This window comes from Ruegeria sp. CH8 (assembly GCF_056536985.1).
Map to the genome: position 1 here is coordinate 56,338 of NZ_JBQFQR010000017.1, position 18,716 is coordinate 75,053.

At 59.8% G+C, this 18,716-nt stretch carries 15 protein-coding genes; 12 read left to right on the top strand and 3 right to left on the bottom strand.

Annotated features, from left to right (window positions below; translation table 11 throughout):
- Positions 1–80: 80 nt before the first annotated feature.
- The gene (dnaE, locus tag ACR0ER_RS18545) at positions 81–3,581 is read right to left on the bottom strand and encodes a DNA polymerase III subunit alpha (protein ID WP_480770215.1); all 3,501 of its coding nucleotides are present in this window, start codon (positions 3,579–3,581) and stop codon (positions 81–83) included.
- Between the two features lie 344 nt (positions 3,582–3,925).
- On the opposite strand from dnaE, the gene xdhA reads away from it, so the two are divergent.
- From xdhA to ACR0ER_RS18590, 9 genes are all read left to right on the top strand, one after another.
- A complete protein-coding gene (gene xdhA / locus ACR0ER_RS18550; RefSeq protein WP_480770216.1) occupies positions 3,926–5,284 on the top strand; it encodes a xanthine dehydrogenase small subunit in 1,359 nt (452 codons plus the stop codon).
- Positions 5,281–7,683, top strand: a complete 2,403-nt coding sequence (gene xdhB, locus ACR0ER_RS18555) for a xanthine dehydrogenase molybdopterin binding subunit (protein ID WP_480770217.1) — start codon at positions 5,281–5,283, stop codon at positions 7,681–7,683. The genes xdhA and xdhB overlap by 4 nt, the downstream gene beginning before the upstream one ends.
- Positions 7,683–8,618 carry a xanthine dehydrogenase accessory protein XdhC gene (gene xdhC / locus ACR0ER_RS18560; RefSeq protein ID WP_480770218.1) on the top strand — a complete coding sequence of 312 codons (936 nt, stop codon included), beginning with the start codon at positions 7,683–7,685 and terminating at the stop codon, positions 8,616–8,618. Before xdhB ends, xdhC begins: the two co-directional genes overlap by 1 nt.
- A complete protein-coding gene (locus tag ACR0ER_RS18565; RefSeq protein WP_480770219.1) occupies positions 8,615–10,132 on the top strand; it encodes an ABC transporter ATP-binding protein in 1,518 nt (505 codons plus the stop codon). The genes xdhC and ACR0ER_RS18565 overlap by 4 nt, the downstream gene beginning before the upstream one ends.
- A gap of 63 nt (positions 10,133–10,195) precedes the next feature.
- Positions 10,196–11,278 (top strand): ABC transporter permease, encoded by a 1,083-nt coding sequence (locus tag ACR0ER_RS18570; protein ID WP_170332149.1) that lies wholly within the window; start codon positions 10,196–10,198, stop codon positions 11,276–11,278.
- Entirely contained in the window at positions 11,278–12,198 is a 921-nt protein-coding gene (locus tag ACR0ER_RS18575; protein ID WP_480770220.1) for an ABC transporter permease, read from the top strand. Before ACR0ER_RS18570 ends, ACR0ER_RS18575 begins: the two co-directional genes overlap by 1 nt.
- 34 nt (positions 12,199–12,232) lie before the next feature.
- Complete coding sequence (locus tag ACR0ER_RS18580) at positions 12,233–13,306, top strand: BMP family ABC transporter substrate-binding protein (RefSeq protein ID WP_170332153.1); 1,074 nt, start codon at positions 12,233–12,235, stop codon at positions 13,304–13,306.
- A 98-nt stretch (positions 13,307–13,404) separates the two neighbouring features.
- Positions 13,405–14,154, top strand: coding sequence for an MFS transporter (locus ACR0ER_RS18585; RefSeq protein WP_480770221.1), 750 nt, complete (start codon positions 13,405–13,407; stop codon positions 14,152–14,154).
- The gene (locus tag ACR0ER_RS18590; RefSeq protein WP_480770222.1) at positions 14,082–14,798 is read left to right on the top strand and encodes an MFS transporter; all 717 of its coding nucleotides are present in this window, start codon (positions 14,082–14,084) and stop codon (positions 14,796–14,798) included. The genes ACR0ER_RS18585 and ACR0ER_RS18590 overlap by 73 nt, the downstream gene beginning before the upstream one ends.
- Before the next feature lie 19 nt (positions 14,799–14,817).
- Here ACR0ER_RS18590 and ACR0ER_RS18595 read toward each other — a convergent pair whose 3' ends face one another.
- Positions 14,818–16,050 carry an HlyD family secretion protein gene (locus ACR0ER_RS18595; RefSeq protein ID WP_480770223.1) on the bottom strand — a complete coding sequence of 411 codons (1,233 nt, stop codon included), beginning with the start codon at positions 16,048–16,050 and terminating at the stop codon, positions 14,818–14,820.
- A 3-nt stretch (positions 16,051–16,053) separates the two neighbouring features.
- Entirely contained in the window at positions 16,054–16,458 is a 405-nt protein-coding gene (locus ACR0ER_RS18600) for a hypothetical protein (protein ID WP_480770224.1), read from the bottom strand.
- Between the two features lie 118 nt (positions 16,459–16,576).
- On the opposite strand from ACR0ER_RS18600, the gene ACR0ER_RS18605 reads away from it, so the two are divergent.
- The 3 genes from ACR0ER_RS18605 to ACR0ER_RS18615 all read left to right on the top strand — a co-directional run bounded on the left by ACR0ER_RS18605 (position 16,577) and on the right by ACR0ER_RS18615 (position 18,705).
- Complete coding sequence (locus ACR0ER_RS18605; RefSeq protein WP_480770225.1) at positions 16,577–17,650, top strand: NAD(P)/FAD-dependent oxidoreductase; 1,074 nt, start codon at positions 16,577–16,579, stop codon at positions 17,648–17,650.
- Positions 17,647–18,300, top strand: a complete 654-nt coding sequence (locus ACR0ER_RS18610) for a DUF938 domain-containing protein (RefSeq protein ID WP_480770226.1) — start codon at positions 17,647–17,649, stop codon at positions 18,298–18,300. Before ACR0ER_RS18605 ends, ACR0ER_RS18610 begins: the two co-directional genes overlap by 4 nt.
- Before the next feature lie 69 nt (positions 18,301–18,369).
- Positions 18,370–18,705, top strand: a complete 336-nt coding sequence (locus ACR0ER_RS18615; RefSeq protein WP_480770227.1) for a carboxymuconolactone decarboxylase family protein — start codon at positions 18,370–18,372, stop codon at positions 18,703–18,705.
- The last annotated feature ends 11 nt before the right edge of the window (positions 18,706–18,716 follow it).

Genomic DNA, 18,716 nt, shown 5'->3' on the forward strand with positions numbered 1-18,716 from the left:
TGCCCTCCCGTGACACGCCCCAAATGAGGCAATAATCACAGCCTAGCCGCACAAAAACATTGTGGCAACAAATGGCTGGCTCAGATTTCCTCTACTTCGGTCACGCCATCCAGCGATTTGATAGCGCCCTTGATCTGCGGGTTGATCGGGAAATCCTGACCCAGATCCATCTCAACATCGCCCGGCAGGCCCGGGTCCATCAGGAAGATATGGATCGGCCCTTTGGAGGCCCGCTTGGCCGCACCGGCCGCGTCCTCCAGCACCTTGGCGACGGTTGCCACCACCCCCGGCTCGTCCACGAAAATCCGCAACCCGGTCGCTCCGGCCTCGGCCACGACTGCATCCACCGGCCCCACCGAACGGCCCAGCAGTTTCAGCTGATCGGCCTCCATCGTGGCCTCGGCGGTCAGCACCACCTGCGCGCCGGTTTCCAGAAACTCACGCGATTTCTCCAGCGTTTCAGAGAACAACGTGACCTCATAGGCCCCCGTCGGGTCCGAGAGTTGGGCGAATGCGAACCGATTGCCACGCGCGGATTTTCGTTCCTGCCGCCCGGCTACAACGCCTGCCATCTTGGCGATGAAGGGGCCAGAGCGCGCCTTGTCCGTTACTTCGTCGAGTGTCAGCACCTGCTTACGTTTCAGCGCGGGCATATAGTCGTCCAGCGGATGACCCGAGAGGTAGAAGCCGATGGCCTTGAATTCTTCGCTTAGGCGTTCCGCAGGTAGCCAGTCGGGTGTGGGCGACAGACGGGGTTCGGGCAGGTCGTCCCCAGCTTCACCAAACAACGACACTTGGTTCGAGTTTTTCTGGTCGTGGATCGCAGCCGAATACTGCACCAGCGGATCGAGGCTTTCGAACACACGACGACGGTTCTTGTCGAGCTGATCAAAAGCTCCAGCCCTCGCCAGCATCTCCAACGGGCGCTTGCCGACTTTCTTAAGATCAACGCGACGGGCAAAGTCGAACAAGTTCACAAAAGGCTTGTCCCCGCGTCCCTCGACCACGAGGTTCATCGCCTCAGCGCCAACATTCTTTAGCGCGCCCAGCGCGTAGACCAGTTCGCCATTCACGACGTCGAAGGTGGCCAAGGATCGGTTCACGCAAGGCGGCACATAGGGCAACTCGAGGCCCTTGCGGACCTCTTCAAAATAGATCGCCAGCTTGTCGGTCAGGTGGATATCGCAGTTCATGACGCCCGCCATGAACTCGACCGGGTGGTTCGCCTTCAGCCAGCCGGTCTGATAGCTGACCACCGCATAGGCGGCAGCGTGGGATTTGTTGAAGCCGTAGTTTGCGAATTTCTCCAGCAGGTCGAAAACTTCGCTAGCCTTCTTGGCATCCACACCATTCTCACCCGCGCCCTTTTCGAATTTTGGGCGTTCGGCGTCCATCGCCTCTTTGATCTTTTTACCCATCGCTCGGCGCAGCAGGTCGGCACCACCAAGGGAGTACCCAGCCATGACCTGAGCGATCTGCATCACCTGTTCCTGATAAACGATGATGCCCTGCGTTTCCTCAAGGATATGGTCGATCAGTGGATGAACCGAGGTGATTTCGCGCAGCCCGTTCTTGACCTCACAATAGGTCGGAATGTTCTCCATCGGGCCGGGGCGGTAGAGGGCCACAAGGGCCACGATGTCCTCGATACAGGTGGGCTTCATACGCTTGAGCGCATCCATCATCCCCGAGGATTCAACCTGAAACACCGCTACCGTTTTCGCTGCTGAATAAAGCTTGTACGTCGCCTCGTCATCCAGCGGAATGGCGTTGATCTGGTTTTCGGCCCCTTCTGCCGGTTCATAAAGTTCGGTGCCGTCCGCCGCGATATGCAAGGGACGCCCGGACTTGAAAATGATATCCATCGCGTTCTGGACCACGGTCAGGGTTTTCAGGCCCAGAAAGTCGAACTTTACCAGCCCGGCCTGTTCCACCCATTTCATGTTGAACTGGGTTGCCGGCATGTCGGACCGCGGATCCTGATATAGAGGCACCAACGCGTCCAGCGGGCGATCACCGATCACTACCCCCGCCGCGTGGGTTGAAGCGTTGCGCAGCAGCCCTTCGACCTGCTGGCCGTAGGTCAGCAGACGGTCCACCACCTCTTCGTTCCGCGCCTCTTCGCGCAGGCGCGGTTCGTCTTTCAGCGCTTTTTCGATGGAGACGGGCTTGACCCCTTCCACCGGGATCATCTTTGACAGGCGGTCGACCTGCCCGTACGGCATCTGCAGAACCCGACCGATGTCGCGAACGGCGGCCTTCGACAACAACGCACCGAAGGTGATGATCTGCCCCACTTTGTCGCGGCCATATTTCTGCTGCACGTAACGGATCACTTCCTCGCGGCGGTCCATACAGAAGTCGATGTCGAAGTCGGGCATCGAGACCCGCTCGGGGTTCAGAAACCGTTCGAACAGCAGAGAATAGCGCAGCGGGTCAAGGTCGGTGATCGTCAGCGCATAGGCCACCAGCGAACCCGCACCCGAGCCCCGCCCCGGCCCGACCGGGATGTCGTGATCCTTGGCCCATTGGATAAAGTCCGCAACGATCAGGAAGTAACCGGGGAAGCCCATCCCTTCGATGATGTCGAGTTCAAAATCCAACCGCTCCTGATATTCCTCGGGCGTCACCGCATGCGGGATCACGGCCAGTCGTTTCTGCAGGCCTTCATTCGCGATGCGGCGCAGCTCAGCCACCTCGTCATCAGCAAATTTCGGAAGGATCGGATCGCGGCGAAAGGCCATGAAGGCGCAGCGTTTGGCGATCTCTACGGTGTTCTCGATGGCCTCGGGCAGGTCCGCGAATAGGGTCACCATCTCCTGCTGCGATTTGAAGTAGTGCTGCGCGGTCAGACGGCGGCGACCTTCCTGCTGGTCGACATAGGCACCCTCGGCGATACAGATCAGCGCGTCATGCGCCTCGTACATGTCCGTTGTAGGGAAATAGACGTCGTTAGTCGCAACCAGCGGCAGGTTCTTGGCATAGGCCATCTCGACATGGCCGCGCTCGGTCAGGCGTTCGGCCTCGGGTTGTCCACCCTCGCCCGGATGGCGCTGCAGTTCGACATAGAGCCGATCCGGGAACATCGCCGCCAACCGATCAATCAAAGCCTCAGCCGCCGGGCGCTGACTTTGCTGCAGCAACATCCCAACCGGCCCGTCCGGTCCTCCGGTCAGGCAGATCAGCCCGTCCGACCGGTCCGCAAGTTCCTCCAATGTGACTTGCGGTAGCTGCCCGCCCTTATCCACGTAAAGGCACGAGCTGAGCTTCATCAGGTTCTCATAGCCCACCTCGGACTGCGCCAGCAGCACCAGCGGCGCGGGCGCTTTGGGCTTTTCCCCCGGCTGCGCCTGCAAATACGTCAGGTCGACCTGACAACCCATGATCGGCTGCACCCCGGTCCCGCTGGCGGTGACCGAGAATTCCAGCGCCGAGAACATCGAATTGGTGTCTGTCACCGCGACGGCGGGCATCTCCATCTTCTCGCAAAGCGCGGGCAACTTTTTCAGCCGCACGGCGCCTTCCAACAGGGAATATTCGGTGTGAACACGGAGGTGAATGAATCGAGTAGTACTGCTCATACCGCCTACGCTATCCCAGCCTGCAGCCCGGCAAAAGCAGGAACCGACGCTTTGGAATGCCTAAAAAATCATCGCGGATTATTCGGTTTTTTCAGAAGGTGCTTCGGGGTTGACCGAGCGTCGCCTGCAAAAAGCGCTTTATTTACAAGCGACTGCCATCTACACAAACGCGGCATTCACAAGCAGTGCCTGCCTAATGGTGCATCATATAGGCAGTTTTTCTTGCCAGAGAACCTGCCCTGTTTCTAACATCTGATGGCAAGCTATCCGCCCGCCACTCTTTCTACGTCGCATCGAAGGAGGGCACCCAAGGGCGCAACCGGGTAAGGCGACGGGTTTCTCGAATGAAAATCACGTTTCTTCTGAACGGAGAGACAGTGGACCTGGCGGATGTCGATCCGACAGCGACCCTGCTGGACTGGCTGCGCGAAGATCGCGGCCTGACCGGCACCAAGGAGGGCTGCAACGAAGGCGATTGCGGTGCCTGCACCGTCATGGTGACGGATGAGGGCGGCGCCAAGGCGTTGAATTCCTGCATCCTGTTCCTACCGCAGCTACACGGCAAAGCGGTGCGCACTGTCGAAGGCGCCAGCGGCCCGAATGGAGAAGCCCATCCGGTACAGCAGGCCATGGTCGACCTGCATGGATCGCAATGCGGTTTCTGCACGCCTGGATTTGTTATGTCTATGGTTGCAGGCCATGCGAACGGCGCGACGGATCACGACACCCAGCTTGCTGGCAACCTGTGCCGTTGCACAGGGTATGCGCCGATCATCCGCGCGGCTAAAGCGGCCGAAGAACACCCCGTTCCGGTTTGGGTGAAAGACCAGCCTGTCGCTGTGCAGGCATCACTGATGTTGCCCGGTTCGTCCGACGAACTGGCGACAGTATTCGCCAAGAACCCGGAGGCCACTCTGGTTGCCGGGGCAACAGATGTGGGGCTGTGGGTCACCAAGCAATTGCGCGATCTGGACCCGGTGATCTTCCTAAATCGCTGCGAGGACCTGAAACAGATCACGATCACCGAAGACGAGGTTCGGTTTGGCGCGATGGTCGATATGAACCGGATGGGAGAAGCGCTGGCTGACCTCCACCCCTCTTACGCCGTAATGATCCGCCGCTATGCCAGCGTTCAAGTGCGCCACGCCGCGACCGTCGGTGGCAACATTGCCAATGGCTCGCCCATTGGGGACAACCCGCCTGCGCTGATCGCCTTGGGCGCAACTTTGCACCTTCGCAAAGGTGAAGCGCGCCGATCCCTTCCTTTGGAAGAGTTCTTCATCGACTATGGCAAGCAGGACCGCGCTCCGGGTGAGTTCGTCGAGGCCGTAAGCTTCCCGCGTCAGGCAGATCGCCTGAAAACCTACAAACTCAGCAAGCGGTTCGATCAGGATATCTCGGCCGTTTGCGGGTGTTTCAATATCACCGTTACAGACGGCACCGTCATGCACGCGCGCATCGCCTTTGGCGGCATGGCTGGTACTCCGAAACGGGCAACCAATGTCGAGGCCGCACTCATCGGCAAACCCTGGGCGCGCGAGACGATTGACGCCGCGCTTCCTGCCTTTGCCGACGATTATTCACCACTCACGGACATGCGCGCATCGGCCACCTATCGTCTGGAAACCGCCAAAGCGATGCTCGAGAGGTATTTCCTCGAAGATCAGGGCGAAGTGACCAACGTGCTGGAGGTGTCGGCATGAGCGTGACCAAACCCCTCCCCCATGACGCCGCGCCTCTGCATGCGTCTGGTTCGGCGCGATACGTGGATGACATTCCGACACCCAAGGGCTCTCTGCATCTGGCCTTTGGCCTCAGCCCGATTGCCAAGGGCAAGATCACCGCGATGGATCTGTCGGCGGTCAAGGACGCCGACGGCGTGGTCATGGTGATGACCGCCGATGATCTGCCCTTTGCCAACGATGTCTCGCCCTCAATCCATGACGAGCCGCTGCTGTCGGACGGCACGATTCACTATATCGGCCAGCCGGTTTTCCTTGTGGTCGCCACCAGCCATCTGGCCGCCCGCAAGGCGGCTCGACTGGGCAAGATCGACTATGCCGAGGAGAAGGCGATTCTGACGGTCGAAGACGCCCTCGCCGCTGACAGCCGGTTCGAGGAAGGCCCGCGCATCTATGCCAAGGGCGATGCAGATGCGGCCATCGCGGGTTCGGCCCATGTGATCGAAGGGGGATTTGAACTCGGCGGTCAGGAGCATTTCTATCTGGAAGGTCAGGCCGCGCTGGCTGTGCCGAATGAAGGCGCGGATATGCTGGTGCATTCATCGACCCAACACCCGACCGAGATTCAGCACAAGGTGGCCGACGCTCTGGGCGTTCCCATGCACGCCGTGCGTGTTGAAACCCGCCGCATGGGTGGAGGGTTCGGCGGCAAGGAAAGCCAGGGCAACGCGCTGGCCGTGGCCTGCGCCATAGCGGCCCGCGCAACCGGTAAAGCCTGCAAGATGCGCTATGACCGCGACGATGACATGATCATCACGGGCAAACGCCACGCCTTCCGCATCTCTTATAAGGCCGGGTTTGATGAGCATGGCCATATTCAGGGCGTCTCGTTCCTGCACCACGCCATCTGCGGCTGGGCGCAAGACCTGTCCCTGCCGGTCGCCGACCGCGCGATGCTGCATTCGGACAATGCCTACCTGCTGCCTAATGCCCGGATCGAGAGTCACCGGCTGAAGACCAACACCCAATCCGCCACTGCCTATCGTGGGTTCGGCGGCCCTCAGGGCATGGTCGGGATCGAGCGGGTCATGGACCACGCGGCCCATGAACTGGGGTTGGATCCAGTCGAGCTGCGTCGGCGCAACTATTATGAACCAGCGCACAAGGTTGCTGAGGTTGAACCTTCAGAGAAACCGCTGGGGCACCCCGACCCGCATGAGGACCTGACCAGTCGTGGTGCAGTTGAAATGGGTGACGCCCCGGTGCGCCCCCTGCCCGCCGGCGGCAATACCACGCCTTACGGCATGGAGGTCAGCGACTTTGAACTGCACGGCATGACCGAAGCGTTGCTGAAATCCAGCGATTATGCCGCGCGCAAGGCGGCCATAGAAAAATGGAACGCCAAGAACAGTGTTATCAAGAAGGGCATCGCCTTCTCTCCGGTCAAGTTCGGGATTTCCTTCACGCTGACCCACCTGAACCAGGCGGGCGCACTGGTGCATGTGTATCAGGACGGCTCGGTCCACCTGAACCATGGCGGAACCGAGATGGGTCAGGGCCTGTTCCAGAAGGTCGCTCAGGTCGCAGCGTCCCGCTTTGGCATTCCGCTGGAGATGGTGAAAATTACCGCTACAGATACCGCCAAGGTGCCGAACACCTCGGCCACAGCTGCGTCTTCGGGCAGTGACCTGAACGGTATGGCAGTGAAAGCCGCCTGCGACACGATCCGCGACCGGATGGCTGACTATCTGGCCGAGCGGCATCAGGCCGATCCCTCAACTGTTACCTTCTCGGACGGCCACGTCTCGGTCGGCGAAGAGCGTTATACCTTCGCCGAAGCCGCCGCGCTGGCCTATCAGGGGCGCATCAGCCTGTCGGCAACCGGGTTCTACAAAACACCCAAGATTGAATGGGATCGGATCGCGGGACGCGGTCGTCCGTTCTTGTACTTCGCCTACGGAGCCTCAATCACCGAGGTCGCCGTAGATACGCTAACTGGGGAAAACCGCATTCTGCGCACCGATATCCTGCATGACGCGGGTGCCTCATTGAACCCGGCGCTGGATATAGGGCAGGTCGAAGGCGGATATGTTCAAGGTGCGGGATGGCTGACGACCGAGGAGCTGGTCTGGGACGGCAAAGGCAACCTGCGCACGCACGCGCCCTCGACCTACAAAATCCCCGCCTGTTCGGACCGACCGGATATCTTCAACGTTGCATTGTGGGATGGCGAGAACCGAGAGGACACGATCTATCGTTCCAAAGCCGTCGGAGAGCCGCCATTCATGCTGGGTATTTCCGCCTGGCTGGCCTTGTCCAATGCGGTCGCGGCCTGTGGCGAGAGCTACCCGGCGTTGAACGCTCCTGCCACGGCCGAGGAAGTCTGGCACGGCGTCCAAAGGATGAAGGGAGACATCTGATGGGATTTGATCGAGAGGCTTTGAGGGAGGCGGTCAAAACCCACGGGAAAGTCACCCGGGTGGTTATCGCTGCAATCAAGGGGTCATCCCCGCGCGAGGTCGGTGCTGCAATGCTGGTTTGGGAGGACGGGCAAAGCGGGACCATCGGCGGCGGCACGCTGGAGTTTCAGGCGGCTGAGGCCGCGCGGGCGCAGACGATGCAAGCCCGCCTGACCCACCACGCGCTTGGCCCCGACATGGGTCAATGCTGCGGTGGCGCCGTTTCACTGCTCAGCGAAGTCTTTGACCAAAAAGCGGTTGAAGCGCTCGACGACACGGTCATCGCGCGATCCGCATCCGAAGGCGACATGCCTCTGTCCGTCAAACGGTTGCTGGCAACCGCGCGTGGTCAGGGCATTGCTCCCGAACCACAACTGATCGAGGGCTGGATGATTGAGCCGGTCCACAAGCCAACCCGCAACCTGTGGATCTGGGGCGCTGGCCATGTCGGACGTGCGCTAGTGGATGTGCTGTCCCCCCTGCCCGACATCGCTATCACTTGGGTCGACACCGGACCCGAGCGCTTCCCGACCTCGGTCCCGGCTGGTGTCACCACAGTTCCCGCCGCCAAACCGGCCGAGCTGGTTCGCCATGCACCACCCAATGCCGAGCATCTTGTGCTCACTTATTCACACAATTTGGATTTAGAACTGTGCAACCGGCTGCTTTCGCATGATTTCCGCTTTGCTGGCCTGATCGGCTCGGCTACGAAATGGGCGCGATTCCGGTCGCGGCTGGCGGCCGTTGGGCATTCGCCCGAACGGATCAGCCGGATCACCTGTCCAATCGGTGATCCCGGCTTGGGCAAACACCCGCAGATGATCGCCGTTGGCGTCGCCGCGCATCTCTTGCGCCCGGCCCGACAGAACGAGTTAAAGAAGGACCTGAGCGCGTGACCACTCCACTTTTAAGCTTGCAAGGGCTGACCAAAGCCTATCCCGGCGTCGTGGCCAATGATCAGGTGTCCTTTGACATCGGTGAAGGCGAAGTCCACGCCTTGCTGGGCGAAAACGGCGCGGGGAAATCCACGCTAGTCAAGATGATCTACGGTCTGGTGAAGCCCGACAGCGGCACCATGCTGCTGCGCGGCCAACCCTTTGCGCCGCCCGAGCCCCGCGCGGCCAGATCCGACGGAATTGCGATGGTTTTTCAGCATTTCTCGTTGTTTGACGCGCTGAACGTGGCCGAAAACATCGCGCTAGGCATGGAGAACCCGCCCCCAATGGGTGATCTCGCCTCGCGCATTCGCGAAGTATCCGAAAACTACGGCTTGCCGCTGGACCCCTTCCGTACCGTTGGCGACCTCTCCGCAGGTGAACGCCAGCGGGTCGAGATCATCCGCTGTCTGTTACAGGACCCCAAGCTGTTGATCATGGACGAGCCGACTTCGGTTCTGACCCCGCAGGAAGTTGATATCCTGTTTGAGACCCTGAACAAACTGAGGTCCGAAGGTACTTCGATCCTCTATATCTCGCACAAGCTGGAAGAAATCCGGACCCTGTGCGACCACGCCACAATCCTGCGTCTGGGTAAGAACGTGGGTGAATGCGTTCCGTCCGAGACCTCGGCCCGCGACATGGCCGAGATGATGGTCGGTTCGACCCTGCAGACACCAGAGCGCTCCGGTCGCGAGTTCGGCGAGGTTGCCCTGGACGTCAGCGGGCTGTCAGTGCCGTCGCCGTCGGAATTCGGCACGGCGCTACGCAATGTCCACATGACCGTCCGCAAGGGCGAGGTCCTGGGCATCGGCGGCGTTGCGGGCAACGGGCAGGATGAATTGCTGGGCGTTCTTTCGGGCGAGATTCAGACAACCGCCGACGCGATCAAATTCAACAAACAACCCATTGGCAAACTCGGTCCGACAGCTCGGCGGAAACTGGGCGTTTTGACCGCACCAGAGGAACGCTTGGGCCATGCGGCAGCACCGGATATGAGCCTGACCGAAAACGCCCTGCTTACCGGGTCGGTGCGCGAGGGGCTGGAAAGCAACGGGTTCCTCAAATGGGCCGAGACCAAGAGCTTTGCCGAGAAGATCATCAGCGCTTTTGACGTTCGTACGCCGGGGCCAGAGAATGCAGCGCGGTCGCTGTCCGGCGGCAACCTGCAGAAATTTGTGATCGGTCGCGAAGTGTTACAGAACCCTGACGTTCTGGTGGTGAACCAGCCAACTTGGGGTGTGGATGCGGCAGCGGCGGCGTCGATCCGGCAGGCCATTTTAGACTTGGCGGCCAAGGGCACGGCGGTCATCTGCATCAGCCAGGACCTGGACGAGTTGATGGAAATCTCAGACAGCTTCGCGGCCCTGAACGAAGGCCGCCTGAGCGCCCCGCGCCCGACCACAGGCCTGACGGTCGATGAGATCGGCCTGATGATGGGTGGCGCGCACGGCATGGAGGTGGCGCATGTGTGATCTGCAGCGTCGCCTTCGGCGAGAGTATGTACAAAAAGATGAAGAAAGCAGGGGTATGAGCAGATGATAGTGTTGGAGAAACGGCCGCAGCCGTCCAAGGCGTGGTCTTATGCCACCCCTCTGGTCGCGGTGCTGGCAACGATGGTGTTCGGCGGCATTTTGTTCGCCATTCTGGGTAAGAACCCGGTCGAGGCCATCGGCACCATCTTCTGGGAACCCCTGTTCGGTGAGTTCGCTTTCTACTACCGTCCGCAATTGCTGGTGAAAGGCGCGCCGCTGGTGCTGATCGCCATTGGCCTGTCGCTGGGTTTTCGGGCTGGTATCTGGAATATCGGCGCCGAGGGTCAGTACATCATGGGCGCTATTTTCGGCGCGGGGGCCGGCCTGGCCTTCTACCCGCTGGACGCATTCTACATCTTTCCGATCATGGTGATCGCAGGCGCGTTTGGCGGTTGGCTGTGGGCGATGATCCCGGCCTTTTTGAAAGTCCGCTTCGGCACCAACGAAATCCTTGTTTCGCTGATGCTGGTCTACGTGGCCGAGCAGATGCTGGCCTCGGTTTCACTGGGTCTGCTGAAAAACCCCGAGGGGTTCGGCTTTCCCGGCTCGCGCAACCTGCAATCCTATGACAGCGCGCATAATGCCGAACTGATCGCCGGATCGGGTATGCATTGGGGCGTCGTGACGGCCCTGATCGCCGTGATCTTTGCCTATGTACTACTGAACCGGCACATGCTGGGCTTCCACATCCGCCTGACCGGAGAAGCACCCCGCGCGGCCAAATTCGCAGGCGTAAACCCGGCCCGTCTGATCCTGTTCTGTCTGGGCCTGTCCGGCGCTCTGGCCGGTTTGGCGGGGATGTTTGAGGTCTCTGGTCCTTCGGGCGTGGTCAGCATCGACTTTAACGTCGGCTACGGCTTCACCGCGATCATCGTGGCCTTTCTGGGCCGTCTGCATCCGGTGGGTATCCTGCTGGCCGGCGGCCTGATGGCGCTGACGTACATTGGCGGTGAAATCGCGCAGTCCCAACTGGGTCTGCCTGCCGCAGCCATTCAGGTGTTTCAGGGTATGTTGTTGTTCTTCCTGCTGGCATTCGATCTTCTGACAAACTACCGCATCCGTGCGGCCCGTAGCGAGGTAGCATAATGGACCTTGGTGAGATTAACCCCGTCCTCTTGGTCGCCTCGCTTATGGTGGCCGCAACCCCCCTGCTGCTGGCCGCGATCGGAGAACTGGTCGTCGAAAAAGCAGGTGTTCTGAACCTCGGTGTTGAGGGCATGATGATCGTAGGTGCGATCAGCGGCTTTGCGATATCGGTCGAGACAGGATCACCCTGGCTGGGCTTTGTCGCGGCGGCCATTGGCGGAGCGGTTCTATCCCTGCTTTTCGTACTGCTGACACAAGTGGCACTGGCCAACCAAGTCGCCAGTGGGCTTGCCCTGACCCTATTCGGTCTCGGTTTCAGCGCGCTGATTGGGCAAAGCTATGTTGGCGTAAAGCCACCCGACATGGGCGAAATCCACATCCCGGTTATCAGTGATATCCCGGTGATTGGCCCGATCCTGTTCCAGCATGACCCGATCCTCTATGTCGGCATCGCTCTGACGGCCGCAGTTTGGGCAACGCTGAAATACACGCGCGTCGGTCTGATTCTGCGCGCGGTGGGTGAAAACCACGACGCCGCGCACGCCCTTGGGTACAAGGTCATCAAAATCCGTATCATGGCGATCCTGTTCGGCGGAGCCTGTGCAGGCCTTGGCGGTGCCTATATCAGCCTGATCCGCGTGCCCCAATGGACCGAAGGCATGACCGCCGGTGTCGGCTGGATTGCTCTGGCCCTGGTGGTGTTTGCCAGCTGGAAGCCATGGCGTGCCTTGCTGGGTGCCTATTTGTTCGGCGGCATCACCGTGTTGCAGCTTAATTTACAGGCAGCGGGCGTTGCCATTCCTGTCGAGTATCTGGCAATGTCGCCCTATATCATCACGATCCTTGTGCTTGTGATCCTTTCGGCCGACAAGAGCAGCGCACCTGCCGCACTGGGCCGGACCTTCCATGCCTCGCACTAGACGGGGCCAACTGAACCAACTTGGGGAGTAACACATGAAAATCACTACACTTCTGGCAAGCGCCGCAATGGCGCTGGGTCTGGCCTCGGGGGCCATGGCCGAAGACAAAACCAAAGTCGGTTTCGTCTATGTCGGCCCCGTCGGCGACGGCGGCTGGACCTACGAACACAACAAAGGCCGCCTGGCCGTAGAAGAAGAGTTCGGCGACAAGGTTGAAACCGTCTTCGTCGAGTCCGTTCCCGAAGGTCCGGATGCCGAACGCGTCATGACCCAGATGGCACTGGAAGGCGCAGACCTGATCTTTACCACCTCGTTCGGATACATGGACCCGACCATCAACGTGGCCAAGAAATTCCCGAACGTGAAGTTCGAACACGCGACAGGCTATAAGACGGCACCAAACGTCTCGGTCTACTCGGCACGTTTCTATGAAGGTCGCGCTGTTCAGGGTCACATAGCGGGCAAGATGACCAAGTCAAACACCATCGGTTATATCGGTTCGTACCCGATCCCCGAAGTGATCCGCGGCATCAACTCGGCCTATATCCACGCCAAGAAGGTGAACCCGGATGTCGAGTTCAAGATCGTCTGGGCCTACACTTGGTTCGATCCAGCGAAAGAGGCCGATGCCGCAACCGTTCTGATCGAACAAGGCGCGGACGTGATCCTGCAGCACACCGACTCGACCGCGCCGCAAGCGGCTGCGCAAGAGGCGGGCAATGTCATCACCTTCGGTCAGGCATCTGACATGAGCGAATACGCACCTTTCCCCCGCGTGTCCTCGATCATCGACAACTGGGCGCCCTACTACATCGCGCGCACCCAGGCCGTCATGGACGGGTCGTGGGAGACCGTGAACACCTGGGACGGTATCAAGGAAGGCATGGTTGAGATCGGTGAGATTTCTGACGCCGTTCCTGCCGACGTCAAAGAAGAAGCGCTGGCGATGAAAGCCGCCATGGCCGCAGGTGAATACCACCCCTTCACCGGCCCGCTGAAAAAGCAGGACGGAAGTGACTGGCTGGGTGAAGGCGAAACCGCAGATGACGGTACTCTGGCAGGCATGAACTTCTATGTCGAAGGACTGGAAGGCGAAATCCCGCAGTAAGCCGCACGGCATACACACTTGAGGGCTGGCCTTGTGGCCGGCCCTTTTTTGTTGCGTGGCAACTTGACGAGCAAAGCCGCGCCAGACCTGATAGGCACATGAACAGCGGTCAGACTGAACCCCCAACACGAACCAAAGCACAGGACCACAGTCGATGGTGGATACTGGGCGCAATGGGGGCGATCCTCGGGGTCATTCTGCTGGATGAAACGGTTGTCAGTGTCGCATTGCCAACAATACGGGATGACCTGAACCTTTCACCGCTGGATGCGCATTGGGTGGTGAATATTTACCTGCTGGTGCTGGCCTGCTTTGCCGGTGCTGCGGGCCGGTTGGGTGACATTCTGGGAGTCCGGGTATTGCTGAGCGCGGGCTTGCTGATCTTTGGTGTCTCTTCGGCTTTGGGTGGGTTTGCCGATAGCGGACTTGCTCTGCTGATCGCCCGCGCGGTTCAGGGTATTGGAGCGGCGCTGATCTTCCCACTATCGTTGGTCGTTCTGATCCAATCCTTCGACGAAAACGAACGCGGACTTGCCCTGGGTTTTTACGGCGGAATTGGCACCGTCTTCCTGTCCTTGGGGCCGCTGGTCGGAGGCGTGCTAACCGAATATCTTTCATGGCGCTGGATCTTCTGGGTCAATCCGCCCATCGTTCTGGCTGTTGCGGCAATTGCTTGGACCTTCTGGCGCGACCCACCGCACCTGCCCGAGCTTGGGTTTGACTGGAAGGGCTTGTTGCTGCTGGTACCGGACTGGCAGCACTGGTATTCGCGATCATGGAGGGGCCAGACCGGGGCTGGACCCAGCCCGAGGTGCTGGCGGCGTTGCTCGCTGGACTTGCAGCACTAGGGTTGTTTGTTCGGGTCGAGCGCGGACGTACAACGCCACTGATCGCAGTCTCACTGTTTTCCAGCCCCGGCTTCGCGGCTGCAAACATGATCCTGTTCACCGCTCAATTCGGCAAGATCGCCTTGTTTGTCTTTGGCGCGTCCTATTTCCAAACCAAGCTTGGCTATGCGCCACTGGCCGCCGGGGCCGCGCTGTTGCCCATTGCGTTTCCGCAGGTTTTCGTGGCCCCAGTCGCGGGCAAAGTCGCGGATAAATTCGGCGCGCGCCGCCCATCGCTGACCGGGACCGCTCTTGGCACCTGTGCTATCGGCTTGGTCGCGTTGGGAATGCACTTGGGCATCACCGCCCTTATCTACTTGGGGTATGTGTTGTGGGGCTGCTGCGTGCCATTTCTGTTCGTCCCGCCCCGGCGTGCGATCATGTCTGCCGTGCCGCAGGAACTGCACGGTCAGGCCAGCGGAATCTCCATGACGTTCCAATTGTTGGGGGGTACGGTTGGCATGGCCTTGGGAAGTTCGGTCTACGCGATCACCAGTTCATACACGTGGGTCTTTTGCTTAGTCGCTGTTTTCGCCGCCTGTGTCCTGGCCTATTCTTTTGCCTCCCTCACCGAGGCGAAAACGCCCGACCGCGCAACCAAATAACGGCGCGATCGGGTTTGGTTCAGTGGCCGGTCAGAACCAGCGTATTCACCGGCATCAGGATCAGGCGCAGGCGCAGGCCCGCAGCATGAACCACACCGATTGTGTCGATCACATGCAGCGCGGCGGATTGCCAAAAACCCAGATCCTCGTGCTCAAGCCGTTCGTGATTGTCGGTATAGACATTGGCCAGACAGTTACTGCCCGGCGGAATGTCATCGGCCATGCCTTTGTAAAGCGGCTCCATATACACCAGAATCGAGCCCGGGTTGTTGTTGGTCTGCACGTCCCGCAATTCATCGGAGGGACGGATTTGCCCCGATGGAATCACGTCCTGCACCTCGACCACAACCATCGGGATGACCGTGAAGGGTTTGGTCATACAACCCAGTTCACCAATCATGCCGGGTTTGATGACCTGAGCCGACATCTGGTTGAAAGCGGCCTCAAAACGGTCGTGACCCGAACTTGATGGAACCAAAATACCCGCCGGGCGCAACAATGGGCTGACGTAATCACCAACCTGAAGGCCGAACTGTTCAACTCGGCCCGTCACGCCGGCGCTGATCACAGTCTTGTCCAACTCGGTCAACGCGGCATCCAGTTGCGCGTTGGCGCTGACCAGTTGGGCGGGGATCAACTCTTCGATCTGTTGAACGACAGCGGCACGCTGCGCCTCTGCCGCCCTCAATTGCGCCTCGCGTTCGGCCACCAGGTTTTCCAGCCGGTCGATCTCGGCCAGTCTTACCGCACTGGACCCTTCGTCTCGCAGCGTGGTGTTACGCTCCAAATCCTCAAGCGATTGATCCAGAGAGGCGCGGGCACCGGCAATCCCGGCTTCGGCCTCGGCCAAATCGGTTTCCGCCACTTTCAACGAAGCCTGCACCTGAGCGATCTGGGCATGGGCGGACTCGACCATGGCGGTCTGGGTGAAATCCTCGATCCGGAAGATCGGCTGGCCTGCCACGACCTGCTGGTTGTTGGTGACGTACACCTCGGACACGCGCCCACCCAGTTGGGGCAGGATCGTCACCGTGCGGAAATACGAAGCAGCCGTTTTGCTGGCGGGGTGGAAATAAAACAGCGTTGTGATCACCGTCAGCGCCAGAATGGCACAGGTGGTCAGGCCCCAGCGCAGTTCGTACCACATGGTGAACAGCGTGATTTCATGACCAATCCGCTTGCCCTGCACAAAGCGGCGAAACAGATAGTCGGGCAGCACCGTTACCAGCGCGCACATCAATGTCTCAAGCATGCTTCAGTGCTCCTGCTGCGCGGCGGGTTCGGTCGGCTGGGGCGGGACAGGTTCGGGATGGTCCTGCTTGCCCAAAGATCGGATCGCATCGGCGATGGCCCTCAGCGGGGCAGCAACATCGGGGAACTGGAAACCTGCTACCAGAATGGCGGCAACCCAGAACAGGCCATTGTGCGTGAACAGCGCCAAAAGGGCCAAAATACCGACCAGTTGGAACTGTGGATGATTGGATTCATGCGCAATCTTTTCGGGGATCGAGTGAAGGGTGAAATATCCCACTCCGATCAGAATGATAACCACAACGGTAAAAACGAACATGAACGTTAAAAGAAAATCACTGCCGTCCGCCTGGGTCACGTAGGACGGAATATGTCCTGTGGCCATCGGGTGTAAATCTGCTGTACTCACCCTGCCCTCCTGTTTCTGTTTGATCCTTCTTTGGATGGGTTGATGCTCAAATTCAAGCCTGCTTAAAGTTCACAAGTGCTTTAGCCATTGGACACAGTACATTAGCAACAAAGGAAACATGATAGATTTTCTGATCATTGGTGGCGGCATTGCTGGGCTCAGCACCGGAGCACGCCTGTCGCGACACGGGCGAGTTACCGTTCTCGAGGCGGAAGACGCGTTAGGTTATCATGCGTCGGGCCGTTCGGCTGCGTTGTTCGAAGAAAGCTATGGCCCGCCTTCTGTTGTGGCGCTGAACAAGGCCAGCGCCGATTTCCTGCACAGCGAAAAAGGTGGTTATCTGACGCCGCGCGGGTTGATGCTGGTGGGCCACAAGGATCAGGGCGAGGCGTTCGAACAGGACGTGGCGGACCTGAGCATGCAGATCGTCCCAACAAAAGAGGCGCGGGTCCGCATGCCGATCCTCGACCCTGCGACGTTGGGTTTTACCGCCGTCAGCAATGCCGCGTTCGACATTGATACAGACAGATTGTTGCAGGATTTCGCCCGTGTCATCCGCGGCAATGGTGGTGAGGTTCTGACCAAGGCCAAGGTTACCGCTATCCGAAAGGACCGCCATTGGATCGTCGACGCCGGAGGTACCTACGAAGCCCGCGCCCTTATCAATGCCGCTGGCGCCTGGGTGGACGAGATCGCTGCCTTGGCCGGGATTACCCCGATTGGGATCATTCCGAAACGCAGATCGATGGCCCGCCTGCCTGCGCCGGGCGGGCACGACGTGAAAGACTGGCCGATGATGCTGGGCGTGGCCGAGGCGTGGTATGCCAAACCCGATGCGGGCAAGCTGCTGGTGTCGCCGTCCGAGGCCGACCCGGTGCCGCCACATGATGCCTATGCCGACGATATGGTGCTGGCCGAAGGTCTGGCCCGGTACGAAGAAATGGTCACCGAGCCTGTCACGCGGGTCGAAACAAACTGGGCGGGGTTGCGCAGCTTTGCGCCCGATGGAACCCTTGTGCTTGGGCCTGACCCGTCCGATCCGTCATTCGTCTGGGCCGCAGGTCAGGGTGGATACGGGTTCCAGACCTCGCCAGCCGCGTCCCGACTGGTCGCGGACCTCGTGATCGGCGCGGTCTCTGAACTGGATGCGGAAACGATTGAGGCGCTCAAACCGGAAAGGCTACGCCAATGACTAAACGGTCCCTGCCCTCCAACGCCAGCGTTGCCACCGAAGGACAGGACGGGCGGTTGGTTGCTCCTGCCGCAACCCGGAATGCCGAGGCGTTATGTGAACTGCTGGCGCAATGGGCACCGAAGACCGGTCAGGCGCTGGAAATCGCCAGCGGCACTGGTCAACATGTCAGTGCCTTTGCCCAAGCCCTGCCCGACCTCCATTGGCAACCGACCGAGGTTGAACCAGAACGGCGCGCCAGCATCGACGCTTATGCCGCCGATCTTCCCAACGTCGCGGGCGCCGTCGCGCTGGATGCGACAGCGCAAGGATGGCATGAGGCGTTCACCGGTCAGAACCTGATCGTTCTTATCAATCTACTGCATCTGATCAACTGGCCGGAAACACAGGTACTGATTGCCGAAACCGCTCAGGCGTTGGCGCCGAAGGGGCGGTTTATCCTGTACGGGCCGTTCAAACGCTCGGGCCAACTGACAAGCGACGGAGACCAGCGGTTTCATAGCGCATTGGTCCAACAGGATCCCGAGATTGGCTACAAGGACGACAAAGACATCGCCGCTTGGATGGCAGGGACGAACCTGACCGTCCTCGAGATTGTCGAAATGCCCGCAAACAATCTGGCCTTTGTCGCGGAAAAGCCCGGCACCTGATCAAGATCAAGGCCCGGCTTAGCGCATCACAACATATTCCGTTTATCTAATGTTAAATGGAATGATGACATGAGCTGGCAGGACAAGATCAAAGACACACGCAACGGTCTGCGTAACCTCAACGGCGCGATACCCGACGCCACGCGCACGTTCGGAGCGCTCAGCGCTGCGGTCAAACAGGGTGGAACGCTGGATTACAAAACCAAGGAGTTCATCGCCTTGGGCATGTCCATCGCGATCCGGTGCGAGCCCTGCATCACGCTGCATACCGAGGCCCTGATCAAAACGGGCGCAACGCGAGAGGAGTTTTCCGATGTGTTGGCCATGGCCGTTCAGATGGGAGGCGGCCCATCGATGATGTATGCCGCCAAAGCGCTGGAATGTTACGACGAGCTGAGTGCCTGACCCCAAAAGTA